This is a genomic window from Marinobacterium nitratireducens, assembly GCF_014645375.1.
Taxonomy (GTDB): Bacteria; Pseudomonadota; Gammaproteobacteria; order Pseudomonadales; family Balneatricaceae; genus Marinobacterium_A; species Marinobacterium_A nitratireducens.
This window is the reverse complement of sequence record NZ_BMLT01000012.1, coordinates 88,129-106,089: the sequence shown is the minus strand read 5'-3', so window position 1 is coordinate 106,089 and position 17,961 is coordinate 88,129. Positions and strand designations below refer to the sequence as shown.

Annotated in this window: 14 protein-coding genes; 3 read left to right on the top strand and 11 right to left on the bottom strand. The window is 62.3% G+C overall.

The window, feature by feature from the left end:
* Nucleotides 1–8: 8 nt before the first annotated feature.
* Both IEX85_RS20020 and IEX85_RS20015 read left to right on the top strand, forming a co-directional pair.
* Entirely contained in the window at nucleotides 9–2,477 is a 2,469-nt protein-coding gene (locus tag IEX85_RS20020) for a DUF3772 domain-containing protein (RefSeq protein WP_188862400.1), read from the top strand.
* A 60-nt stretch (nucleotides 2,478–2,537) separates the two neighbouring features.
* On the top strand, nucleotides 2,538–2,819 hold the full coding sequence (locus IEX85_RS20015; protein WP_188862399.1) for a hypothetical protein: 282 nt from the start codon (nucleotides 2,538–2,540) through the stop codon (nucleotides 2,817–2,819).
* 5 nt (nucleotides 2,820–2,824) lie between these two features.
* On the opposite strand, the gene IEX85_RS20010 is transcribed toward IEX85_RS20015, so the two are convergent.
* The 4 genes from IEX85_RS20010 to IEX85_RS19995 form a co-directional block, all read right to left on the bottom strand.
* Complete coding sequence (locus IEX85_RS20010; protein ID WP_188862398.1) at nucleotides 2,825–5,524, bottom strand: P-loop NTPase fold protein; 2,700 nt, start codon at nucleotides 5,522–5,524, stop codon at nucleotides 2,825–2,827.
* A 169-nt stretch (nucleotides 5,525–5,693) separates the two neighbouring features.
* Complete coding sequence (locus tag IEX85_RS20005; protein ID WP_188862397.1) at nucleotides 5,694–6,017, bottom strand: hypothetical protein; 324 nt, start codon at nucleotides 6,015–6,017, stop codon at nucleotides 5,694–5,696.
* Between the two features lie 64 nt (nucleotides 6,018–6,081).
* Nucleotides 6,082–6,582, bottom strand: coding sequence for a ferritin family protein (locus IEX85_RS20000; protein ID WP_188862396.1), 501 nt, complete (start codon nucleotides 6,580–6,582; stop codon nucleotides 6,082–6,084).
* Nucleotides 6,583–7,129: 547 nt separating this feature from the next.
* On the bottom strand, nucleotides 7,130–8,095 hold the full coding sequence (locus tag IEX85_RS19995; RefSeq protein WP_188862395.1) for a calcium/sodium antiporter: 966 nt from the start codon (nucleotides 8,093–8,095) through the stop codon (nucleotides 7,130–7,132).
* An 862-nt stretch (nucleotides 8,096–8,957) separates the two neighbouring features.
* On the opposite strand from IEX85_RS19995, the gene IEX85_RS19990 reads away from it, so the two are divergent.
* Nucleotides 8,958–9,983, top strand: a complete 1,026-nt coding sequence (locus IEX85_RS19990; RefSeq protein ID WP_188862394.1) for a hypothetical protein — start codon at nucleotides 8,958–8,960, stop codon at nucleotides 9,981–9,983.
* Nucleotides 9,984–10,265: 282 nt separating this feature from the next.
* Here IEX85_RS19990 and IEX85_RS19985 read toward each other — a convergent pair whose 3' ends face one another.
* The 7 genes from IEX85_RS19985 to IEX85_RS19955 all read right to left on the bottom strand — a co-directional run bounded on the left by IEX85_RS19985 (nucleotide 10,266) and on the right by IEX85_RS19955 (nucleotide 17,887).
* Nucleotides 10,266–11,681 (bottom strand): hypothetical protein, encoded by a 1,416-nt coding sequence (locus IEX85_RS19985; RefSeq protein WP_188862393.1) that lies wholly within the window; start codon nucleotides 11,679–11,681, stop codon nucleotides 10,266–10,268.
* Between the two features lie 32 nt (nucleotides 11,682–11,713).
* Nucleotides 11,714–12,709, bottom strand: a complete 996-nt coding sequence (locus IEX85_RS19980; protein ID WP_188862392.1) for an acyltransferase family protein — start codon at nucleotides 12,707–12,709, stop codon at nucleotides 11,714–11,716.
* 166 nt (nucleotides 12,710–12,875) lie between these two features.
* Complete coding sequence (locus IEX85_RS19975; RefSeq protein WP_188862391.1) at nucleotides 12,876–13,688, bottom strand: SphA family protein; 813 nt, start codon at nucleotides 13,686–13,688, stop codon at nucleotides 12,876–12,878.
* A 115-nt stretch (nucleotides 13,689–13,803) separates the two neighbouring features.
* A complete protein-coding gene (locus IEX85_RS19970) occupies nucleotides 13,804–15,375 on the bottom strand; it encodes an FAD-binding oxidoreductase (RefSeq protein ID WP_188862390.1) in 1,572 nt (523 codons plus the stop codon).
* 4 nt (nucleotides 15,376–15,379) lie between these two features.
* Nucleotides 15,380–16,057 carry a hypothetical protein gene (locus IEX85_RS19965; protein WP_188862389.1) on the bottom strand — a complete coding sequence of 226 codons (678 nt, stop codon included), beginning with the start codon at nucleotides 16,055–16,057 and terminating at the stop codon, nucleotides 15,380–15,382.
* A gap of 3 nt (nucleotides 16,058–16,060) precedes the next feature.
* The gene (locus IEX85_RS19960; protein ID WP_229722026.1) at nucleotides 16,061–16,393 is read right to left on the bottom strand and encodes a c-type cytochrome; all 333 of its coding nucleotides are present in this window, start codon (nucleotides 16,391–16,393) and stop codon (nucleotides 16,061–16,063) included.
* Nucleotides 16,394–16,411: 18 nt separating this feature from the next.
* Nucleotides 16,412–17,887: an aldehyde dehydrogenase family protein gene (locus IEX85_RS19955; protein WP_229722025.1), complete on the bottom strand. Its 1,476-nt coding sequence runs from the start codon at nucleotides 17,885–17,887 to the stop codon at nucleotides 16,412–16,414.
* Nucleotides 17,888–17,961 lie beyond the last annotated feature (74 nt).

The window sequence follows — 17,961 nt, the reverse complement described above, 5'->3', positions numbered from 1 at the left end:
ATGACCCCATGCGCGAGCGCCGTTTCGGTTCGGATACCGTGAATTCCTTTCGCCCCTTTTCGCTACTGGTGGCTGTACTGTGCCTGTTATGCCTGACGCTGAGCGGGGCGCCTGCAATCGCGGAGGAGACCGCGGCGGCGGTGTCCCAGGCCAGTCCTGACCGGGCGCAGCAGGAAGCGATCGTCCAGGAGACCCAGACGCTGCTCGACAGCGGCACGGCGACGGTCGAGCAGCTCAATGCCCAGCGTGCCGACGTCGTCAGGCTGCGCGATGCCGCGACGAATCTGGTCCAGGGGGGCAGTGTCGAAGCGCGGGTCATGCAGGCTCAGCTCGATAGCCTGGGTCCTGCGCCCGCCGAGGGCGAAACCGAAGCGGAGGATATCGCCGCGCGGCGAGCCGAGCTCGAGAACAGGCTGGCGCAGGCCAACGAGCCTGTGCGCAGGGCGCGGGAAACGCTCAAGCGCGCCGACTTTCTGATTCGCGAAATCGACAGCCAGATTCGCAAACAGGAAGCGCTGAAACTGCTCAAGCGCTTCCCGTCGCCGCTGGTGCCGACCCATTGGGCCGAGGCTGGAGCCGAACTGCTGACCTATGTCTCGGTGCTGGGCAGCGAGTTCGAGGGCAATCTGCAGAGCGAGGCCAAGCGTGCCCACCTGGAGGCTGTTTACCTGCAGGCATTGCTGCTGGCGGTAGCCGGGCTTTTGGTGCTGATCGTCGTGCAGCCCCGGGCAGTCAACCGGCTGGAGGACGCCGCCAGCCGGGCCGTGGGCCTGTCGCGGCGCTGGTTCTTTTCGACCCTGCTCAATCTGATGCGCTTCCTGCTGCCGGCGCTTGGCGCGCTGATGCTGGTGCAGGTCGTGCCGCTGCTGGATGTGACGCCCGCTTCCCTCAGTACCACCGTCACCCTGCTGCCGGTTCTGGCGCTGATCATCGTGGTGGCGCACTGGCTGGGACATACGCTGTTCTCACCGCAAGAGCCATCCAACCGCCTGCTGCCCTTCGACGACCGGCTCGCCCGCCGGGGTGTTCGCCTCTGTCACTGGCTCGGAGTTGTGCTGGCTCTTGACATGACCATGAAGGCCCAGTCGTACGACTACGACTTCCAGGAGCTGACGCTGTCGGTGATGTCGGTGCCGGTGATCTTCATCGCCAGCACGATGCTCTGGCGTTTTGCGGTGCTGCTGCGCCAGGGCACCGAGACGGAGCGGCCTGATAGCGACGCAAGCACGGACACTCAGGAACAGGAAGAGCATCATCCCGAGCAGAGTTTCCTGAGGTTTATCGCCACGTTGATGAGAGTTTCAGCCGTGGTGGCGCCGGTTGTGGTGCTGCTGGGGTACGTCAACCTTTCACGTCAGATGGCCGTGCCGCTGATCATGACGATGGCGGAGCTCGGTATTGCGCTGTTCCTGTACCGGCTGGTGATGATCGTGCTCGACGCCCTGGTCGGCAAGGATGGCGATTCCAGGGAAGGCTCGACGTCACTGCTGCCGATCATCGTGATATTTTTCCTGTCGCTGGCGATGTTGCCGGTGCTGGCGCTGACCTGGGGCGCAAGGCTGACCGATATCGCCGAGGCCTGGCGTCTGCTGACCAGCGGGGTTCAGCTTGGTGACATAAACCTGTCGCTCGACAGTATCATCATGCTGGTGGTGGTCTTCGCCTCGGGTCTGCTGATCACAAGGTGGGCGCAGCGTCTGCTGCGGACCTCGGTGCTGCCGCGAACACGACTCGACACGGGGGCCCGGACCGCGCTGGTGACCGGTGTCGGCTATCTCGGGATAACCCTGGCGGCGCTGGTGGCGGTGTCATCCGCGGGCCTCAACCTGGCGAGCCTCGCCGTCGTCGCCGGTGCGCTGTCGGTCGGTATCGGTTTCGGGCTGCAGACCATAGTGTCGAATTTCGTCTCCGGCATCATTCTGTTGATCGAACGGCCGATCAAGGAGGGCGACTGGATCGAGGTGTCCGGCTACGCCGGCTACGTGCGCAAGATTTCGGTGCGATCGACTCGCATCGAAACTTTCGACAGCCACGATGTCATAGTACCGAACTCGGACCTCATCGCTGGCGTGGTGAAGAACATGACGCTGTCGTCGAAGATGGGTCGCCTGATCCTGCCGGTCGGTGTGGCCTATGGCAGCGACCTCGAAAAAACAAAGGAGATACTGCTGGAGGCGGCCCGCTCGCACAACGGCATCCGTGCCTATCCGGTGCCGCAGGTGCTGTTTATGGGGCTTGGCGACAGCTCGCTGGATTTCGAGCTGCGCTGTTTCCTCAAGGATATCGGTGAGGTCATGGCGGTAAAGTCCGACCTGCTATTCTACGTCTACGCTGAACTGAACAATGCCGGCGTAGAGATTCCGTTCCCGCAGCGCGATTTGCATCTGCGGGATATCGACCGGCTGGTGGCGGCGATAGAACAACGTGGCAGCGCACAGCCGGAGCCGGCGCGGCGCGAGACACCGGTGGACGCCTGAGGGCGTCCGGCGAGACCGCTGTTGATACTCAGGTATAGCCTTTCAGGCCCAGGAGGCCCCATGAAAAAACTGACTCTGGTACTGACCGCAACGCTGATGGCATCGTCGGCATCGGCCGGCCTGCTCGATCCCGACTGCACCGCCGAGAAGGCCGCCAAGAGTGCCGTCGCCAAGTCCACCATCGGCGTCGGCGGGCGCTGCACGCCGGCGGAAGCCGCCAAGGATATGGCTTCCGACAAGGTCGAAGATATGGCCCCGGAGGGTGCAGGCAAGGCGATGGACAAGCTCGGCCACAAGGATGAGCCCTCGGTGAAAAAGGCGGTCAAGAAAGCCATCGACTGAACGGCTCAATTGCCCTCGATTCGGAACAGGAAGCGGTCGACCTTCTGCAGGGCGTCGGCGATCCGGCTGGCCGGTATCTGCCGCCAGTCGTCGCGCGACGCCAGCCATAGTTCCAGCCGTTCGAGTTCGTCTGCGCCGGCCTGTGTCCGTATACCGTCGATCAGAATGTGAAGCGGCGTCTGGTCGGTGGTAGCGCGCGCCGCCTCGAGCACCCGGGGCCCGAGGTCGGGCAGTCCCTCGCCAAGCGCCAGCACCAGCGCCAGCAGTTCGTGCTCCGGCGGCAAAGCCGGGGATGGCTGTTGCGGATCCAGGCGGTAGATGATGCGGACCAGCTGATACAGATTGACGAAACGCTTGGTCGAGCGCGGGGTTTCGCCGAGCAGCGGCGCAAGCTGATCCAGAAACTTCAGTTCCTGCGCGGTGATCGACAGCGCCGCAGCTGCCGGCGCGGGCGGTGCGCTGGCCGGATCCAGCAGCTTCAGCGCCTGTAACTGCGCGTCTCCCGGCGTCGGCTTGTCACCACTGCGGCTGTCGTCGCCGTCACCGTCGGCGGCCTGCAGGTGATCGCGCAGCAGGCCCTGGATAATGTTGCGCCGGGCGGTTTCGCCAATCGGCTGTATCCAGAAGGGAATCTGGAAAATTTTCTCGAGATAGTCGTCCGGCGTGGCATGACGCTTCCCCGCCTGGTTACCCGTCAGTGCCTTGAAATGCTTGGTCAGTGCGTGTCGCAGCCAGCGCGAGTCCACCGCCACCACGACCACGAACAGCTTGAACGCCAGCATCAGGTGAACAGCCTGCAGTACCTCGATAACCCGGTCATCCGGGCAGCGATCGAGATCGTCGATGTAGAGGATAATGCGGTTGAAACACTGGGCCTCACGCTCGAGGATGCCGCTGTCGTCGGCGAGGATTTCATCGTTTTGCCGTGCCACCAGCCGCGACAGCTGCTCGAAATCGCGCTGGATCAGCGCCGGAATTCCCAGATGCTTGCGGTAGTCGCCCGAACCGACGCGTTCGGCGACGAAGTCATTCAGCACCCGGGTGGGAGTTTCCTGCGCCAGTGCTTGCTGAAGCGACTCGAGCTCGTCGGCGAGGCTTTGCTGTTCGTCCAGCACTTTCTTCAGCCAGCCGTCGGCCTGCTCGATGCTGTGTTCCGCGGCCTTGATCCGGCTGTTGATAGCCGCCTGTTCCCGCTCGACTTCGCCCCGGACCTGTCCGCGCACCTGCTCCAGCCGGTCGAGGCGGCTGCGGGTCAGCACGGTGGCGCGGTCCAGCACCTTCAGCGCCGCCGCCGCCGTTGCGGCGAGGCCGCCGAAGGCGGTGGTGACCGCCGGGAAATCGAGCAGCGACAGCACCCAGACCAGCGCCGGTACGCCGATCAGCGCCGTGATCAGCAAGGCGCGATGGTCGGAGTCGCGCCACATCAGTCCAAGCAGCGTATGGGCCCGGCCCAGCTCGCTGCGGGCCTCGTCGAACTTGCGGTAGACCTCGTCGGCGGTGGGCACGCCCAGTGACAGACAGTAGGGCGCCAGCGCCTGCTTGACCTGCGAAAGGCTGTCGCTGATCAGAATATCCGCGGTGGCGCGATGACGCAGCCGTTCCAGATTCGCCTGCTCGGAATCGCGCTGGCGCCGCAGCAGCTCGGCCTGCTGCTGTTTTGCCTTCAGTTCGCGCTCGGCCTCGCTGCGCTGGGCTTCGAGGCGGATCATGCGCGCCCGCACGTGGTCGAGTTTTTCCAGCCAGTGGCGCCGCCGCTGCTGCACCAGGTCCTCCGGCTCGTCGCGCAGCCGCAGCTGGTTGAAGATATGATCGACCAGGCTGGCCCAGAGCTCGCCCTCGACGTAGTGCCAGGCATTGAAGCGGATCTGAATAATGCGCTTCCAGAACGGCACCTTGCGCTGTGGCCGGTCGGCAATGGCGGGGTCGGCGGTCAGAGCGTCGATGCGATTGCACAGCGACTCCATGAAAAACGACTTGCCCGACCCCCAGTCGCCGAAGAGCCCCACCGCCAGCGGCGGATTCAGTCCACGGGACGCCAGCAGATAGGCAAAGGCATCGACCTCGGCGCGGATATCGACACGATCGTCCGTCGCCTCGATCTGCATGCCGTGGTCGGCCTTGTAGTTCGGTATATCGACAGGCTGCGCCACGAAGGGATGACGCTGGCGCAGGAATTCGCCGTAGCTATCCGTGCCGGTCGCCCCCTCGATAAACTCGCGCAGCGAGCGGGCGATTTCGCTCAGACTGCTCTTGCGCTGCGACAGCAGCTCGCCAATGGCCGAGGCCACCGGGTTGGAGGATTCCAGCATTGCGGCGAAGAGGGCGCGCATCTCCGCCACGTCCGGGTTGCCGGTGGAGAGCCCGAGTTCGGTGCCCTGTTGCACGATCATCTGGACGTCCTGCTCCAGCGGCGGCTGGCTGTCGGGCCAGACCCCGTCCAGATGGCGTTCCAGTGTTTCGAGAGCGGGGCGGGGATAGTCCGGCGGAAGCAGCTGGCCCGGCACCAGCTGGAAATGCTGCAGCAGCACCAGCGGCTCGGCGTCCAAGGGGTGTTCGAGCAGCATCCCGACCAGCAGATCGAACGCATCGACCGCCGACGACTCCGGGTCGCCACCGCTGCGCTCGGCCCGGTAGCGGGCCATCGCCGCAGCCCACTGCAGCGCATGGCGTGACGAGATCGACAGCTGGCTCCATGGGTCCTGCATCACCCCGTCCTCCTGTAACGCGGAACCGCAGACAGGAAGTAAGTTTAGCAGGGCTTTGCAAGGCCCCGCCGTGAAGCCGTTCGCTGCCGGCAAGGGTGCGGCATTGTTTTATCGAGAATGGACTGGGCGAGGGGCACTCTGCTCCACGCGCGCCCGCTATGTCTGATCGTTACAGTGCGGTCTCGCGCAAGATCGACGTGACACGGTCATTGAAGAGTTCTACCGTAAATCGGCTGTTCTCGCGCAGGTAGGTCCATTGCTCGAGAAATCCCATTTGTTTACAGGGTGAGCCGAGACACTCCAATTTACGTTCTACGTGGTGTGGGCGCCCGGCAGACCTGACCAGTGTTTCTATGCTGTCACCGATGCAAACGGAATGACTACAGACCAGACTGTCCTCAGCATGGGTGATCACGGGAAACTGCGCCATCATCACCAGCATCAGGAGAAAGCGCTTGTAGCGCCTTCTGCCAGTCATCCAGGTTCGGGACATACGCATTTCCTTAGAGGCAGGGTGTGAGAACGTACAGGTTCGGATAAACCCTGAAATCAGACGGTTATCCCAGCGCCTCAGCCTGTTCGGTGCTGCAGCCTCTTGCGCGGAAGCGATCTTTCGCCTCAACCAGTATCTGGGTATGGATTTCCTTGGAGGTAAAGAGGTTGCTATAAAGATTTATCAGGCTTGAATCGCCAAGCTCGTTTATCGTGCATTCCTTATAGAAGTCACGAGCTTCCTTCTTTAGCACAATCGCTTTCGCCAGAGCGTCTTTTGCTGACCTGGTATCGACGATGAAAAAATGACGGTCGCTGATGGTGTCATCTTCTCTGTTGGCTTCATGAAACGCTACAGTCTCATACATCGATTTGCCGGCATATTGCGTTAGCAATTCCCTATGCTCTTCCATTTCGTCTGCCTGAGCCTGCAGTATGACCGCGAGCTCGGGAGCAAATGTACGAAATCGCAAAGACCATTTTCTGTAACGTTTAATATGAGAGGTTTCGATGGCAATGGCCTTGTCGATTGTTTCAGGCATCGACGGCCGTGTAAGCATATTCATGTTATTTCAGATCAACTTCTTTTGTTTATATTTTTTTACGTTTTCTATAACGAATGTGATATTTAGTAGACCGTATAGGGGTTAACCAGGGACGGTATCAGCCGATAGAGCCTGGTTACCTGAATGATGCCTTCTGCTCTCCAGCTAAAATCGCTGGATATTTATACCATAAGGCAATTGAAAAGTATCGGTCTGGAACGGTTTTAGGAAAAATTCCTAGAGTAGAGACAGGTTGTCTCTATGAATCGCCTTGCCTTGCCGGACAATCAAGGGCATATAGTGAGAAAAATCGGAAGTTCGGCAATGGGTTGTAGAAAAGTTGGTAATATCGGAAGTGGTAAAAAAAGAAGCCTGGAAGACCCTAAAGGACGCAGACCGGTCATCCGTTCCGACGCCATCCTGTCTTGCTTTGATTGCTGGCAACCATTTCGTATTTTAAATGATTCAAGCAAAACGTCGAGTAGACAGAGACAGTTTGCGTCATGCCTTTGGGGTTTATTCATCGGCCCGCTATTCTGGCTCTGAATAGTGGTGAATACACTCTTTCTCAGAACTGGGTGCCGAGCAGGTAGGCGGTATAGCCTGCGAAACATAGCAGCAGCACGCCGCCCTCGACGCGGTTGATGCGGCCGGCGCCCCTGAAGCCGACACCGATAACCGCCAGCGCCAGGGTCAGCGCCGCCATCACCAGGACGTCGCGCTCGAGTACTTCGGGGCTGACCGCCATTGGACTGATCAGGCCAGCGATGCCGACGACGGCCAGGGTATTGAACAGATTCGAACCGAGCACGTTGCCCAGCGCAATATCGTGCTCGCCCTTGCGCGTGGCGATGATCGACGATGCCAGTTCCGGCAGCGAGGTGCCGACCGCGACGATGGTCAGGCCGATGATCAGGTCGCTGACACCGAAACCTCGCGCGACTTCCACCGCACCCCAGACCAGTACGCGGGAGCTCAGGATCAGCAGCGCCAGTCCGAGACCGAGCCAGAACAGCGCGCGCCCAAGCGGCATCCCGTGACTCGGTAGCTCCCGATCCATTTCCTGGGCCAGGGTATCCCTGGTGCGCTGCATGCCCTGCCGGAGCGTCCAGACCATCAGACCGGCGAAAACGCCCAATAGCGCCAGTGCATCGAGTCGGCTCAGCTCGCCGTCAAGCAGCTGCCAGGCGGCGAAGGCCGTGACCAGCACCAGGATTGGCAGCTCCCGGCGCAGCACCTGGGAGTGGACGGCGATGGGGCTGATCAGTGCCGTCAGGCCCAGTATCAGCGCGATATTGGTGATGTTCGAGCCGTAGGCGTTGCCCAGCGCGATGCCGGGATTGCCCTGGGAGGCGGCCAGCGCCGAGACCACCATCTCCGGCGCAGAGGTACCGAAGCCGATGATGACCATACCGATCAGCAGCGGCGGCATCCCGAAATAACGCGCGGTGCAGGCCGCACCTTCGACGAAGCGGTCGGCGCTCCAGACAAGGAGCCCGAGCCCGGCCAGAATGGCCAGAAATGCCAGTGTCATGCTGTTATGAACCTGTTTATGGAAAATTGTGTCGGACTGACCCCCCGCCTTGGTGACAGGCGGAGTCATAGCGGGTGACTACGGCGGGAGGCGCTGGCGGGGTGGGGGGCCCTTTCCATGATTACGAAGCGTTCAGGATCGGCCGATCTTAGCGGGTTACGGCCGTTCTGAAAAGTGGTCCCGGCGGTGTAAATGGTTATCGTCGATAGCCATGCGGTTCAATGGGAATGTCTTGTGATTGTCTTTCGTTTTATCCGGCGTGTGAAAAAGCAATACCTGGTTTTCCGGATTCGGGGTTAGAGCGGATATGACGGTTTATTATCTCAGGGTAAGTGTTGGCAAAAAGCGACATAAATACTTTGACAGGCAGCTGTTGCTTAAAAGCGACATGATGATTAGATCTTTATCTACTCAATACATCGACAGCTGAATGAAAGTGAGCTCTACCGATAAAGTAGGTGCCGCTCAGGGCGTATAAGGGATTGAAGTAGATAGGGAAAACGGTGGTGGCTTTATTAAAGCTATATATATCAATTAGTTAGATTTACTTTCTATAGCTTTTTTTAGATGATTGGACCAGTTCTTATACATTGTGAGATGAGCGGGGCGCCTGAGGAATCGTTCCAGACGTATTCTTAAAGAACAGTATTTTTTGAAATTTCGGCTTTGTAAATTTTTCAGGCTTGCGATCGGGAAATATCAAACTATTCTTGTTTTCCGAGGGACAAACTCACGGCCTGTAGTGTGAAGTGGCAAGGATGCACGGTTCACCCCAAACTCCTGCCCGCGAAGCTATCCGAGATTGCCCCGGTCCAGTCGATAAATAAAAAACAGGATGCCGTGGCGCATCTAGGAGCTTCTTATGTCGCGAAAGATACTTTGTCTCTCCACCCTGGTTGCACTCGGGCTGCCGCTGGCGGCGCAGGCAGATGACTCGGCTAACGGTGTGGACGGCGCCGCCGCCGGTGCGGCCATAGCGGGCCCGGCCTTCATTGGCCCGATCGATACCCAGATCAACGGCCCCTGGCTCGAGTTCTCGTTTGGGGCTGCCGGTTCCGTAGGCCCCTGTGTAACCTGCGTCCCGAGCAGCGGCGGCAATTCGGTGTACCTTGTTGACCCGCCGGAATGGACCTTCACGCTGCCCTTCGGCGGCGGCACCCTGACGGTAACCGACGCATTCGACTACGGTGACCAGTTCGAGGTCTTTGACCACAACGTTTCGCTCGGCTTGACTCCGCTCGTGCCGGTAGGTGGCAATTGCGGTAGCGACCCGGAAGTCTGCCTGCCGGACCCGGCTTCGAGTTCCCGTGTCTATCCGCTGGCCGGGGGCGACCACTCAATCGGCCTCAACGTCACCGTCAGCCCCTTCGGTGGCGGTGCGGCGTACTTTCGAGTCGATACAGCTGATGTTGCGGAGGTGGACATCGATATCAAGTTCTGCAGCGACCCCAATGCCTTCAACCAGAAAAAGAAAGGCGGCTTGCCGGTCACCATCTTCGGTAACGGTGTAGACGTTGCCGATATCGATGTCGATACCCTGCAGCTGTGCACCGACGCTGCGGGTACCGACTGCACGGCTCCAGGCGTGCACAGCTACAGCATTGCCGATCGTGGCGATCCGTCCAGCGACCTCGGCGCCGCCAGCTGCGCGATCGATCCGGCGACGGGCGAAGAGCTCCATACCTTGAACCCGGACGGTTACGACGATCTCGACGCTGTGTTCTACGCGCCGGATGTTGCTACGCTTCTCGACTCTACCTATGGCCCGCTCGTGAAGGGTGATGAAGTGGGCCCGCTGTACCTGGTCGGTTACCTCTATGACGACACGCCGATCACCTCTGTGCCGGTTAACTCGGTTGGCGTCGACATGCTGTTGATTCAACGGTAAGCGCGATTTGCCGATGGGAGGGCAACGCTGTCGACCCTAGCCATCCAGGGCCCGTTTTCCGGGCCCTTTGTCATTTTTGGAAGCTTGGGTCAGGAGGCTCGGATCGGTTCTTGCCTCTTGCCTCTTGCCTCTTGCTCTTGCTCTTGCTCTTGCTCTTGCTCTTGCTCTTGCGTCTGGTTTGCGTGTCGGAACCTCAGGGCCGAGCCCGGGGCTCAGGAAATGTCGACGAACGGGCCCGGTTGGCACAGGAGTCGGCAGCCGGGGCGGCTCAGTTCAATTGCTTTACCTCTTCACCTCTTCGAAAAGGCGCTCGATCAGGAAAGGGTCGTCGAAATGACGCCGGCCGACGAAGGCAGTGGCGTGATGACCCCATTGGCGCATCGCGCCTGGCGACCGTACGCCCATTGGCCAGAGGAGAAAACGTTCCGGCCGTTCGCTGCCGGCAACGATGCCATGAACTCCGAAGAAGCTGCGTGGCCCGGATGGATCCGCCGGTAGGCTGCGCAAGCGGTCGTAACTGGCCGTTGCCAGCGGCAGGTGAGGGACGGTGCCGCCAGTCCTGTAGAGCCCCCGGATAAAGTGACGGCCGCTGTCGAGACGCACCACCAGAGTCCCGTTGCCCGGTACCGACGGCAGTACCAGTGGGGGTTCGCCGGGCGCCAGACTTGGTCGCCTGCGTATGCGGGGCGTCGGGAAGAAAAGATGATAGCAGCCGCAGTTGTGAATGCTGTCATAGAGCAGTGGCGCGCCCTCAGGCCCCAGCGTCACACGCCATGTCAGGCCGTCGATATTGCCGGCGTAGATATCGTTCCCGGGGCGACTTCGAAACCAGACAATATAATTGAGCTGCAGGAGAGTCTGGCCGCCGTACCGGGTAAAGGACAGGCGCCTGTATTCCGTGGCGGTGGCGGGATCGACCTGCGCCCGCCCGTGCCAGACCGCAGTGCCGATGCGGTCGTTGTCATCATTCTGCTCCACCTCCCACACCGGCGCATGGCGTTCGAACAGCGCATCCAGCGCGGCGCCATCGATAAAGGGAATACCGAGGGCGTCGCGTGGCAGCGCAGACCGGTTTGGGCCCGGTTCCTTGCCGCTATACCAGCGTAACAGAGGTTTACGGCTCGGCATGGCTGCCGATGCGGTGGCGAATGCTGTCCTGGTTTCCCGATGCCAGAGGGCGATGCGCGCCGAAACAGGCAGCGCTGTCAACGGCGCCAGTCCCAGGATTTGCCAGGCGGTTACGTAATCATCCGGTACCCGTACCCGATGGCTTAGCTGTGCCAGTTGCGCCTCCGAGCGCAGCAACTCGTCGACCAGTTGCTCTCGACATGCGTCGAGGTTGTACTGCTGGCTCTGGAGTCCGGCGTTGCGAAGCTCGAGACGCCGGGTCCGGCGGTCCAGATCGGCGAGGCGTCGTATCCAGGCCTCGGCCTTTGCGGCCTGATCGACTTCATCGCGGAAGGACGCAAGAAAACGGTCGGTGCGCAGGTAGCGAAATCCCGGGATGGGCGTGGGACCGGAATCCCGGGCGCCGGCGCTGGCGATCTGCCGGTCGGACTTCTCGAACGCGGTAGCGCAACGGTTATCACCATTCTGCGGCATCAGGCTGCAGCCGGCGCTGACAGCTGCCAGCATCATCAGGCACAGTTGCAGGCCTGCCCGCCGCCAGCGCGGACGGGCCGGGAGCTGAGCGGTCATAGGTCGATCCTCCAGGCAACTCTGTTAACAGTCTAGCGCCTGGCTTCCGGTGCCCGGAATGACTGCGGTTGCCGCCTACTGAACAGGGGGCCGCTCCTGATTCGCTGTTCGAGTGTGTTGATCTGAAATGCAGCCACGAGGATCAGCGCCAGATAAACCGCAATGGCGAGCCATTCGCTCAGCCCCTGCGCCATCAACGACGGCACCAGAAACAGAAAGGGGTAGTGGATCAGAAACAGCGGGAACGACAGATCGGCGAGCAATCGCGTGGCGTTGCCGAACGGCAATCGAGATCCTGACCACAGGGCCTGCGGCAGGTTTTGCGCCAGATAAATCCCAAGACCGAATTCGAACAGGCGGCAGGGCGGGAACCAGTCGCCGGGGCGTCCGGGCATGAATCCATACTGACGATAGAGCCAGCCTTCGACCTGCTCGAACAGGGATGGCACCATAAAGGGCAGTCCCCACTGACCGACGTAATAGCGCGCCGCCAGACTGATGGCCAGCAGTGCGCCCAGGGTCCGGTGCGGCCAGCGTTTCATAAACCAGAGCATCGCCGGCGCCAGTACGTAAAGGCTCATGATCAGTGAGATATACCAGCTCGGCGGGTTGTAGGGACCGCCCCAGAGGCCGATCCAGGCGTAGAACCCGGATAGGCTGCCGAGCAGGTCGGTGGCGAAGCCGTTGGGAAACATCTCGGGTACGTCGCCCGCAAGCAGCCCGGCCCCGAGCGCGTAACCCAGCATCGCCAGCGGCACGGACAGCCAGTAGAGCGGATATATCCGCATCACTTTTTTCAGCAGGTAATGCGGGTAACCGTTGCGCCGTGATGCATTGCCGAGGCCCGCGAGAGCGCCGGAGAGCACCAGAAACAGGCTTACGCCGAGGCCGCCGAGACTGACGAAATAGAAGTTCTTCAGACCGAAGAAATCGCCGCTGGCATGGCCCAGCAGCTGCCCGATATGGGCAATCAGGACCAGCGCTATGGCCAGAATACGAAGGCTGTCCAGCAGTGGCGAACGGTTCATGGCGCTTTGCAACCTTGTAAGGGCAGATGCAGTGTTCGGCCAGGGTAGCGGGCGCCTGTGACATTTTCGTGGGCCGGCGTTGCTGTAGTGCCTGGTGTGGGGGGGCTGCGCGGTTGCGGGCCTGCTGTCGGCGTTGAGCACGTCCCTGTGCTCTGTTCAGGAAAGGTCAGAACACCCTGGTGAAGGTAGCGCGCAGCTGGTAGCCCTCGAAGTCCTGTTCGGCGTCGTACTCGTCGTAGACGGCGATATTGAGTCCCGCCATGAGCTGCGGCCAGAAGTAGGCCGCTGCCACGCCAATACCGTGTTTTTCCCGGTCGCCGCCCTCGACCTGCCAGCGGTCGTAGCCGGCGAGTCCCGCCTCCAGACCGCCCGGCAGCTGTTTGCTGAGTCCCCATTCGACGAGGAATTCGTCGTCGATATCGCTGTCATCGGCGAGCGAGTAGCGGCTCAGTGCGCTGAACGCCAGGTCCCGGGCCCCGTTCAGGTAGAGGTTGCCGCCCAGGGTGATCATGGTTTCGGTATAGCCAAGGCCCGGGTCCGCGGGCTCGTCGTCCTGTCCGGTCCGGGTCCAGACGCCGACGCCGGCGACGGTATCCCAGCGTTCGCCGTGCCAGCCCAGGACGGAGCCGAGCATAATATCGCCAAGGCCCCATTCGTCGCTTTCGACGGCGCCGCCGGCGATGCTGAGATCGGTGCGGATTACCGGAATGATGGTTTCCAGCGCCACGTCGCCGCCCAGGACTTTGTGGTCGGTCACCCAGATCAGGCGGTTGGCGATGGCATTGACCTCGACCTTGCTGTCGGCCGGCAGTGCCGAATGCTCGTCGGCGCTGTAGTGGACGGCGTAGCCCTTGTAGTAAAGGCCTGGCCCCGGCACGACAGAGGCGCGCAGGGCCTCGACGCCGGGACTGTAGTGGCCGGCGCTGGCGCTCAGGGGCAGCAGAGCCGCCAGGGCAGTGGGAAGAATTCTGGTTTTCATTGTATTCGTTATTGTCCCGATTGCGGCCGCGAAGGCCGCGTGCCGCCCGGCGGCGGAACGCGAACATCGCGGCGACACTATTGCGTGAACTCAGTGCTTGTACAGACCTCGAGGGTCAGAGCTCGAAGCCGTTGTTCAGATCGATGCCCGACTTGCCGGGCGCCAGAATGTTGTTCGGGTCGAGGGCCCGCTTGAGGGCGTGCTCGACGCGACGCTTGGTGGTGCCGTAGCTTTGCGCCACGCGCTCCTGGAACTGGGTGTTGACGCGGTAAACCGCGTAACCGCGCTTCTCGAATTCGTCCAGCAGTTCGTTGAAGCAGGCTTCGGCACGCGCACGCTCATCGTCGTCGGTTCGGTCGTACAGCACGTCGATAACGTGATGCATGTCACGCCAGCCGACGATGAACTCGCCGACATAGTCCAGGCCGTGCTTGTTGAGGATCTGCTTGGCAAGGCCATACTGCTTGTCGCACTCGCTGCCGCGGGCCTGGCTCACCGGCGCGAACCACATCGAGCCGCCACCGCCGCGCCAGTTGTAGAGGCCGAATTCCTGCAGGTTCGGTACGCCGGTCATCAGTTTGGCGCGGTAGTCGAACGGCTGGGTGCCGCCGGCTTCCTCCTCGGTAACCAGTTTGCCTTTGCCAAGCTGCTGCAGCGCGCCCCTGACGATGTTCAGGTTGACCTCGACCTGTTCCCGGGTGCCGTACAGGCAGGCGTAGACGTTCCAGGCACCGAGGTTCTTGTCCTTCTGGATCTGCTTGAGGATAGAGTCCGGCGTGGCGCCGGGCTCTGTGGTGTATTGCGCACGGGTGGTGTTGCAGGTCGCGGCCTCCCAGATAACACCGGCGATCACCACGGCGTTGGGGATGACCTGGGCCAGGCGCAGCGGGCGGATGAACTCGACGATATCGCTGATGTCGGTATCTTCCTCGAACTTGATCTCGATCGGCATCGACACCGGCGGTTTGGGCATCAGCCAGAAGCCGAGCTTGGTGCAGATGCCGTAATTGGCCTGGGTGAACATGCCGTCCAGCGTCGGGCCGTAGCCCCATTTGAACACCTGCCAGGCGTTGTCGCCTTCGACGCCGCCCATACCGGTGCGGTAGATCTCGCCGTTGGCCAGAACCAGCTCCATGCCGCACTGCATCAGGAAGTGCTCGCCGTACGGCGTGTAGCCGACGCCGCGGTCCATGGTGTTGCCAAGCGGGCTGGCAATGGCCGAGGGGGCGGGGAAGGACAGCATCAGCGGAATGTCGTGCTCCTGCAGGTAGTCGTAGAGCTGCTGGTAGGTCACCCCCGGCTCGACCAGTGCGGTACCGAGTTCGGCGTCGATATGGAGGATGCGGTTCATTTTCTTGAGGTCCAGCACGATCTGGCCGCGCTGGCCCGGCGCGGCACTGCCGTAGCCGAAGTTGTTGCCGGTGGAAACCGTCCAGACCGGGATGCGGTACCGGTTGCAGATCCGCACCACGCCCTGTACCTGCTCGACGCTGGTGGCGGTGACCGCTGCCGACGGCGTATTGCGGGCGACATCCCCGGGCATCATGATCTTGGTGTAGGAGACCAGCTGTTCGCTCTCGACCAGCACGTTCTCGGCGCCCAGCAGGGCGCGGAATTGTTCAAGCGCCGCCCGAAAGTCGGATTCTGCGACGCCCTGGGGCAGTACCTTGTTGGTTTGCTGACTCATGGTTTCAAACCTCGATTACGAATGAGACAAAGCGGCCTTCGAGGCGCGCGCTTCGGGCCGCAAGAGCGGCGCTGTCGACCGGCCGTCCGGGTTCTGCCAGCGCATGCCCGAGATGGGTCGCCCAGTCGCTGGTCGTGGCGCCGGCGCGCCGGCCTGCCAGGGACAGATCGCGGCCCTCGGAAAACGGCTGTTCGGATTTCAGCGCGAAGCCGGCCGCGGATGTTCCGAGCTGCTCGCCCAGAGCCAGTACCGCAGTCCGGGTGCCCGGTGCATTGACGATCTGATGCCGGGTCTGGCGGTTGTCGACGGCGTGCAGGCCAAGCCAGCTCACGCGGGCGCCAGCATGTCTTGCCCGGGCGATCAGCAGTTCGCCGCTGGCATCGTCCAGCATGCCGATCAGGCGCAAGGGCCGGTTGCCGCTAAGGGACCGGCACGCCTCGGCAAATGCATCGACATGCCCGGCTCGCAGCGGGCGGAAATCGGCCCCCGGCGGCAGCGCGGCTCTGACGCCGGCACCGAAGCTGTTTTCGATCTCGGTACTGCCGCTTAGCAGCAGGGTCGGGACGCGCCCGGTGCGATTGGCGCCGAGCGCCGCCTGGGCGAGCCCGGCGCTGCCGAGCAGGGCGCCGCCGGCACCGGATGCCAGCATGCCCTTGAGAAGGAAGCGACGTTTAGGATCCATGGTTCACTCCTTGCCCTTGCCCTTGTTTCCGGGAGCCGGGCTGTTGCCGACGTACTCGGCGACCGCCTGCAGCGAGGCGTCGTCGATGAAGGCGGAGCGGAAGGCGGGCATGGCCCGAAAGCCATGGCGCACGATCGCGGTAATGTAGCTCGGTGGCAGGTTGCGACCCTTGATTACCGGGCCGACGCCCGCTTCGTGGCAGTGGCCGCAGACCCTGGTGTAAACCTGCTCGCCATCGGCCCGGTTGCTCTCGGCCACAGCGGCAGTCGCGCTCAGCAGCAGTGCGCAACCCAGCAGTAGCTGGCGCAGGGGCTGTGGTTTCGTTGTCGTCATCATGTTGTCGTCTCCCGCCCGTCAAAAGGGGTAATGCCGCGGCGAGTGCTGCAGCGTGATCCAGTGGTCGGTGGTGAATTCCTCGATCGCCCAGTCGCCATTGAAGCGCCCGATGCCGGAGTTCTTCTCGCCACCGAAGGGGGCATTGGCGTCATCGTTGACCGGGATATCGTTGATATGGGTCATGCCGGCCCTGATGCCCCGGGCGAAGCGGGCGCCGCGTTCTGCACTGGCGGTGAAAACGGCGCTGGAGAGGCCGTAATCGGAGTCGTTGGCAAGCGCCAGGGCATGGGCTTCGTCGTCTGCGCGCAGAATGCCGACCAGCGGGCCGAAGATCTCGTTGCGGGCGATATCCATCGCCGGGGTTACGTCGGCAAAGACATGCGGTGGCAGGATATTGCCCCGGGCCTCCCCGGATACCAGCGTGCGGGCTCCCTCGGCGCGGGCCAGGGCGATCTTGGCCTGGAGACCCTCTAGCTGGCGCGCATTGATCAGCGGACCGACGGCCGTTTCCATCAGGTTCGGATCACCGACGGCAAGTTCGCGCACCCGGGCGGCGAAGCGCTGGCAGAAGGCGTCGTAGAGCGGGTGCTCAACGATGATGCGGTTGATCGCCATGCAGATCTGGCCGTTGTGCAGGAACTTGCCGAACACCGCGGCGTTGACCGCCTGCTCGAGATCGGCATCGGCGAGGACCACGAAGGGGCTGTTGCCGCCGAGCTCCAGCGCAACGTGCTTGAGGTGGCTGCCGCCGCTGGCGATGCGGCCGATATTGCGGCCCACCTCGGTCGAGCCGGTAAAGGACACCAGTGCCGGGACAGGGTGCTCGACGAAGGCATCGCCGATTTCAGATCCCTGGCCGACCACCACGCTGAACAGACCCGCCGGCAGGCCGGCCTCTTCGAAGATGCGCGCCAGCAGCAGGCCGCCGCTAACCGGTGTGTCGCTGGCGGGTTTGACCACCACGGCATTGCCCAGCGCCAGCGCCGGTGCCACCGAACGCTGCGTCAGGTGCAGCGGAAAGTTCCACGGGCTGATGACGCCGACCACGCCGAGCGGCTTGCGGTAGACGCGGCTTTCCTTGCCGGGCACGCCCGATTCCAGAATGCGGCCGTGGACACGGTTTGGCATGCTGGCGGACTCCAGGGTGATGGCGCGGGCTGCGCCCCACTCGATGCTGGCTTTCAGCCGGGTGCTGCCGGACTCGCGGATCAGCCAGTCGATGATCTCGTCGCGGCGCTGGTCGAAAATCCGCACCGCCTCGTGCAGCACCTGTGCGCGTTCCGCCGCGGGCTGCGCGGCCCACACGGACTGTGCCTCCTGCGCCTTGTCGAAGGCGGCGTCCAGATCGGCGCGGTTGGCCTGGGGTATCTCCAGCAGCCTGGCGTTATCGTAGGGGTTGGTCAGCGTAAGCGTGCGGTCGCTGCCGCCCCGGCGCCATTCGCCGGCGATGGGCTGCAGCTCGAGGTTCTGGTAGGCGTTGGTTGTCACGTTCATTGGCATCTCTCGGGTTCCGGGCCGGTCTGCCGGGGCGTCTCCGGCAGGGCTGTGGGTGTACCCCCACATAAGGC

What these genes read in the sequence shown, in the direction of transcription:
- IEX85_RS19975 (WP_188862391.1), bottom strand. Translation starts at nt 13,688, where the DNA reads ATGAAAACCAGAATTCTTCCCACTGCCCTGGCGGCTCTGCTGCCCCTG.
- IEX85_RS19965 (WP_188862389.1), bottom strand. Translation starts at nt 16,057, where the DNA reads ATGGATCCTAAACGTCGCTTCCTTCTCAAGGGCATGCTGGCATCCGGT.
- IEX85_RS19985 (WP_188862393.1), bottom strand. Translation starts at nt 11,681, where the DNA reads ATGACCGCTCAGCTCCCGGCCCGTCCGCGCTGGCGGCGGGCAGGCCTG.
- IEX85_RS20010 (WP_188862398.1), bottom strand. Translation starts at nt 5,524, where the DNA reads ATGCAGGACCCATGGAGCCAGCTGTCGATCTCGTCACGCCATGCGCTG.
- IEX85_RS20015 (WP_188862399.1), top strand. Translation starts at nt 2,538, where the DNA reads ATGAAAAAACTGACTCTGGTACTGACCGCAACGCTGATGGCATCGTCG.
- IEX85_RS19990 (WP_188862394.1), top strand. Translation starts at nt 8,958, where the DNA reads ATGTCGCGAAAGATACTTTGTCTCTCCACCCTGGTTGCACTCGGGCTG.
- IEX85_RS20005 (WP_188862397.1), bottom strand. Translation starts at nt 6,017, where the DNA reads ATGTCCCGAACCTGGATGACTGGCAGAAGGCGCTACAAGCGCTTTCTC.
- IEX85_RS19980 (WP_188862392.1), bottom strand. Translation starts at nt 12,709, where the DNA reads ATGAACCGTTCGCCACTGCTGGACAGCCTTCGTATTCTGGCCATAGCG.
- IEX85_RS19960 (WP_229722026.1), bottom strand. Translation starts at nt 16,393, where the DNA reads ATGATGACGACAACGAAACCACAGCCCCTGCGCCAGCTACTGCTGGGT.
- IEX85_RS19955 (WP_229722025.1), bottom strand. Translation starts at nt 17,887, where the DNA reads ATGAACGTGACAACCAACGCCTACCAGAACCTCGAGCTGCAGCCCATC.
- IEX85_RS19995 (WP_188862395.1), bottom strand. Translation starts at nt 8,095, where the DNA reads ATGACACTGGCATTTCTGGCCATTCTGGCCGGGCTCGGGCTCCTTGTC.
- IEX85_RS20020 (WP_188862400.1), top strand. Translation starts at nt 9, where the DNA reads ATGCGCGAGCGCCGTTTCGGTTCGGATACCGTGAATTCCTTTCGCCCC.
- IEX85_RS19970 (WP_188862390.1), bottom strand. Translation starts at nt 15,375, where the DNA reads ATGAGTCAGCAAACCAACAAGGTACTGCCCCAGGGCGTCGCAGAATCC.
- IEX85_RS20000 (WP_188862396.1), bottom strand. Translation starts at nt 6,582, where the DNA reads ATGAATATGCTTACACGGCCGTCGATGCCTGAAACAATCGACAAGGCC.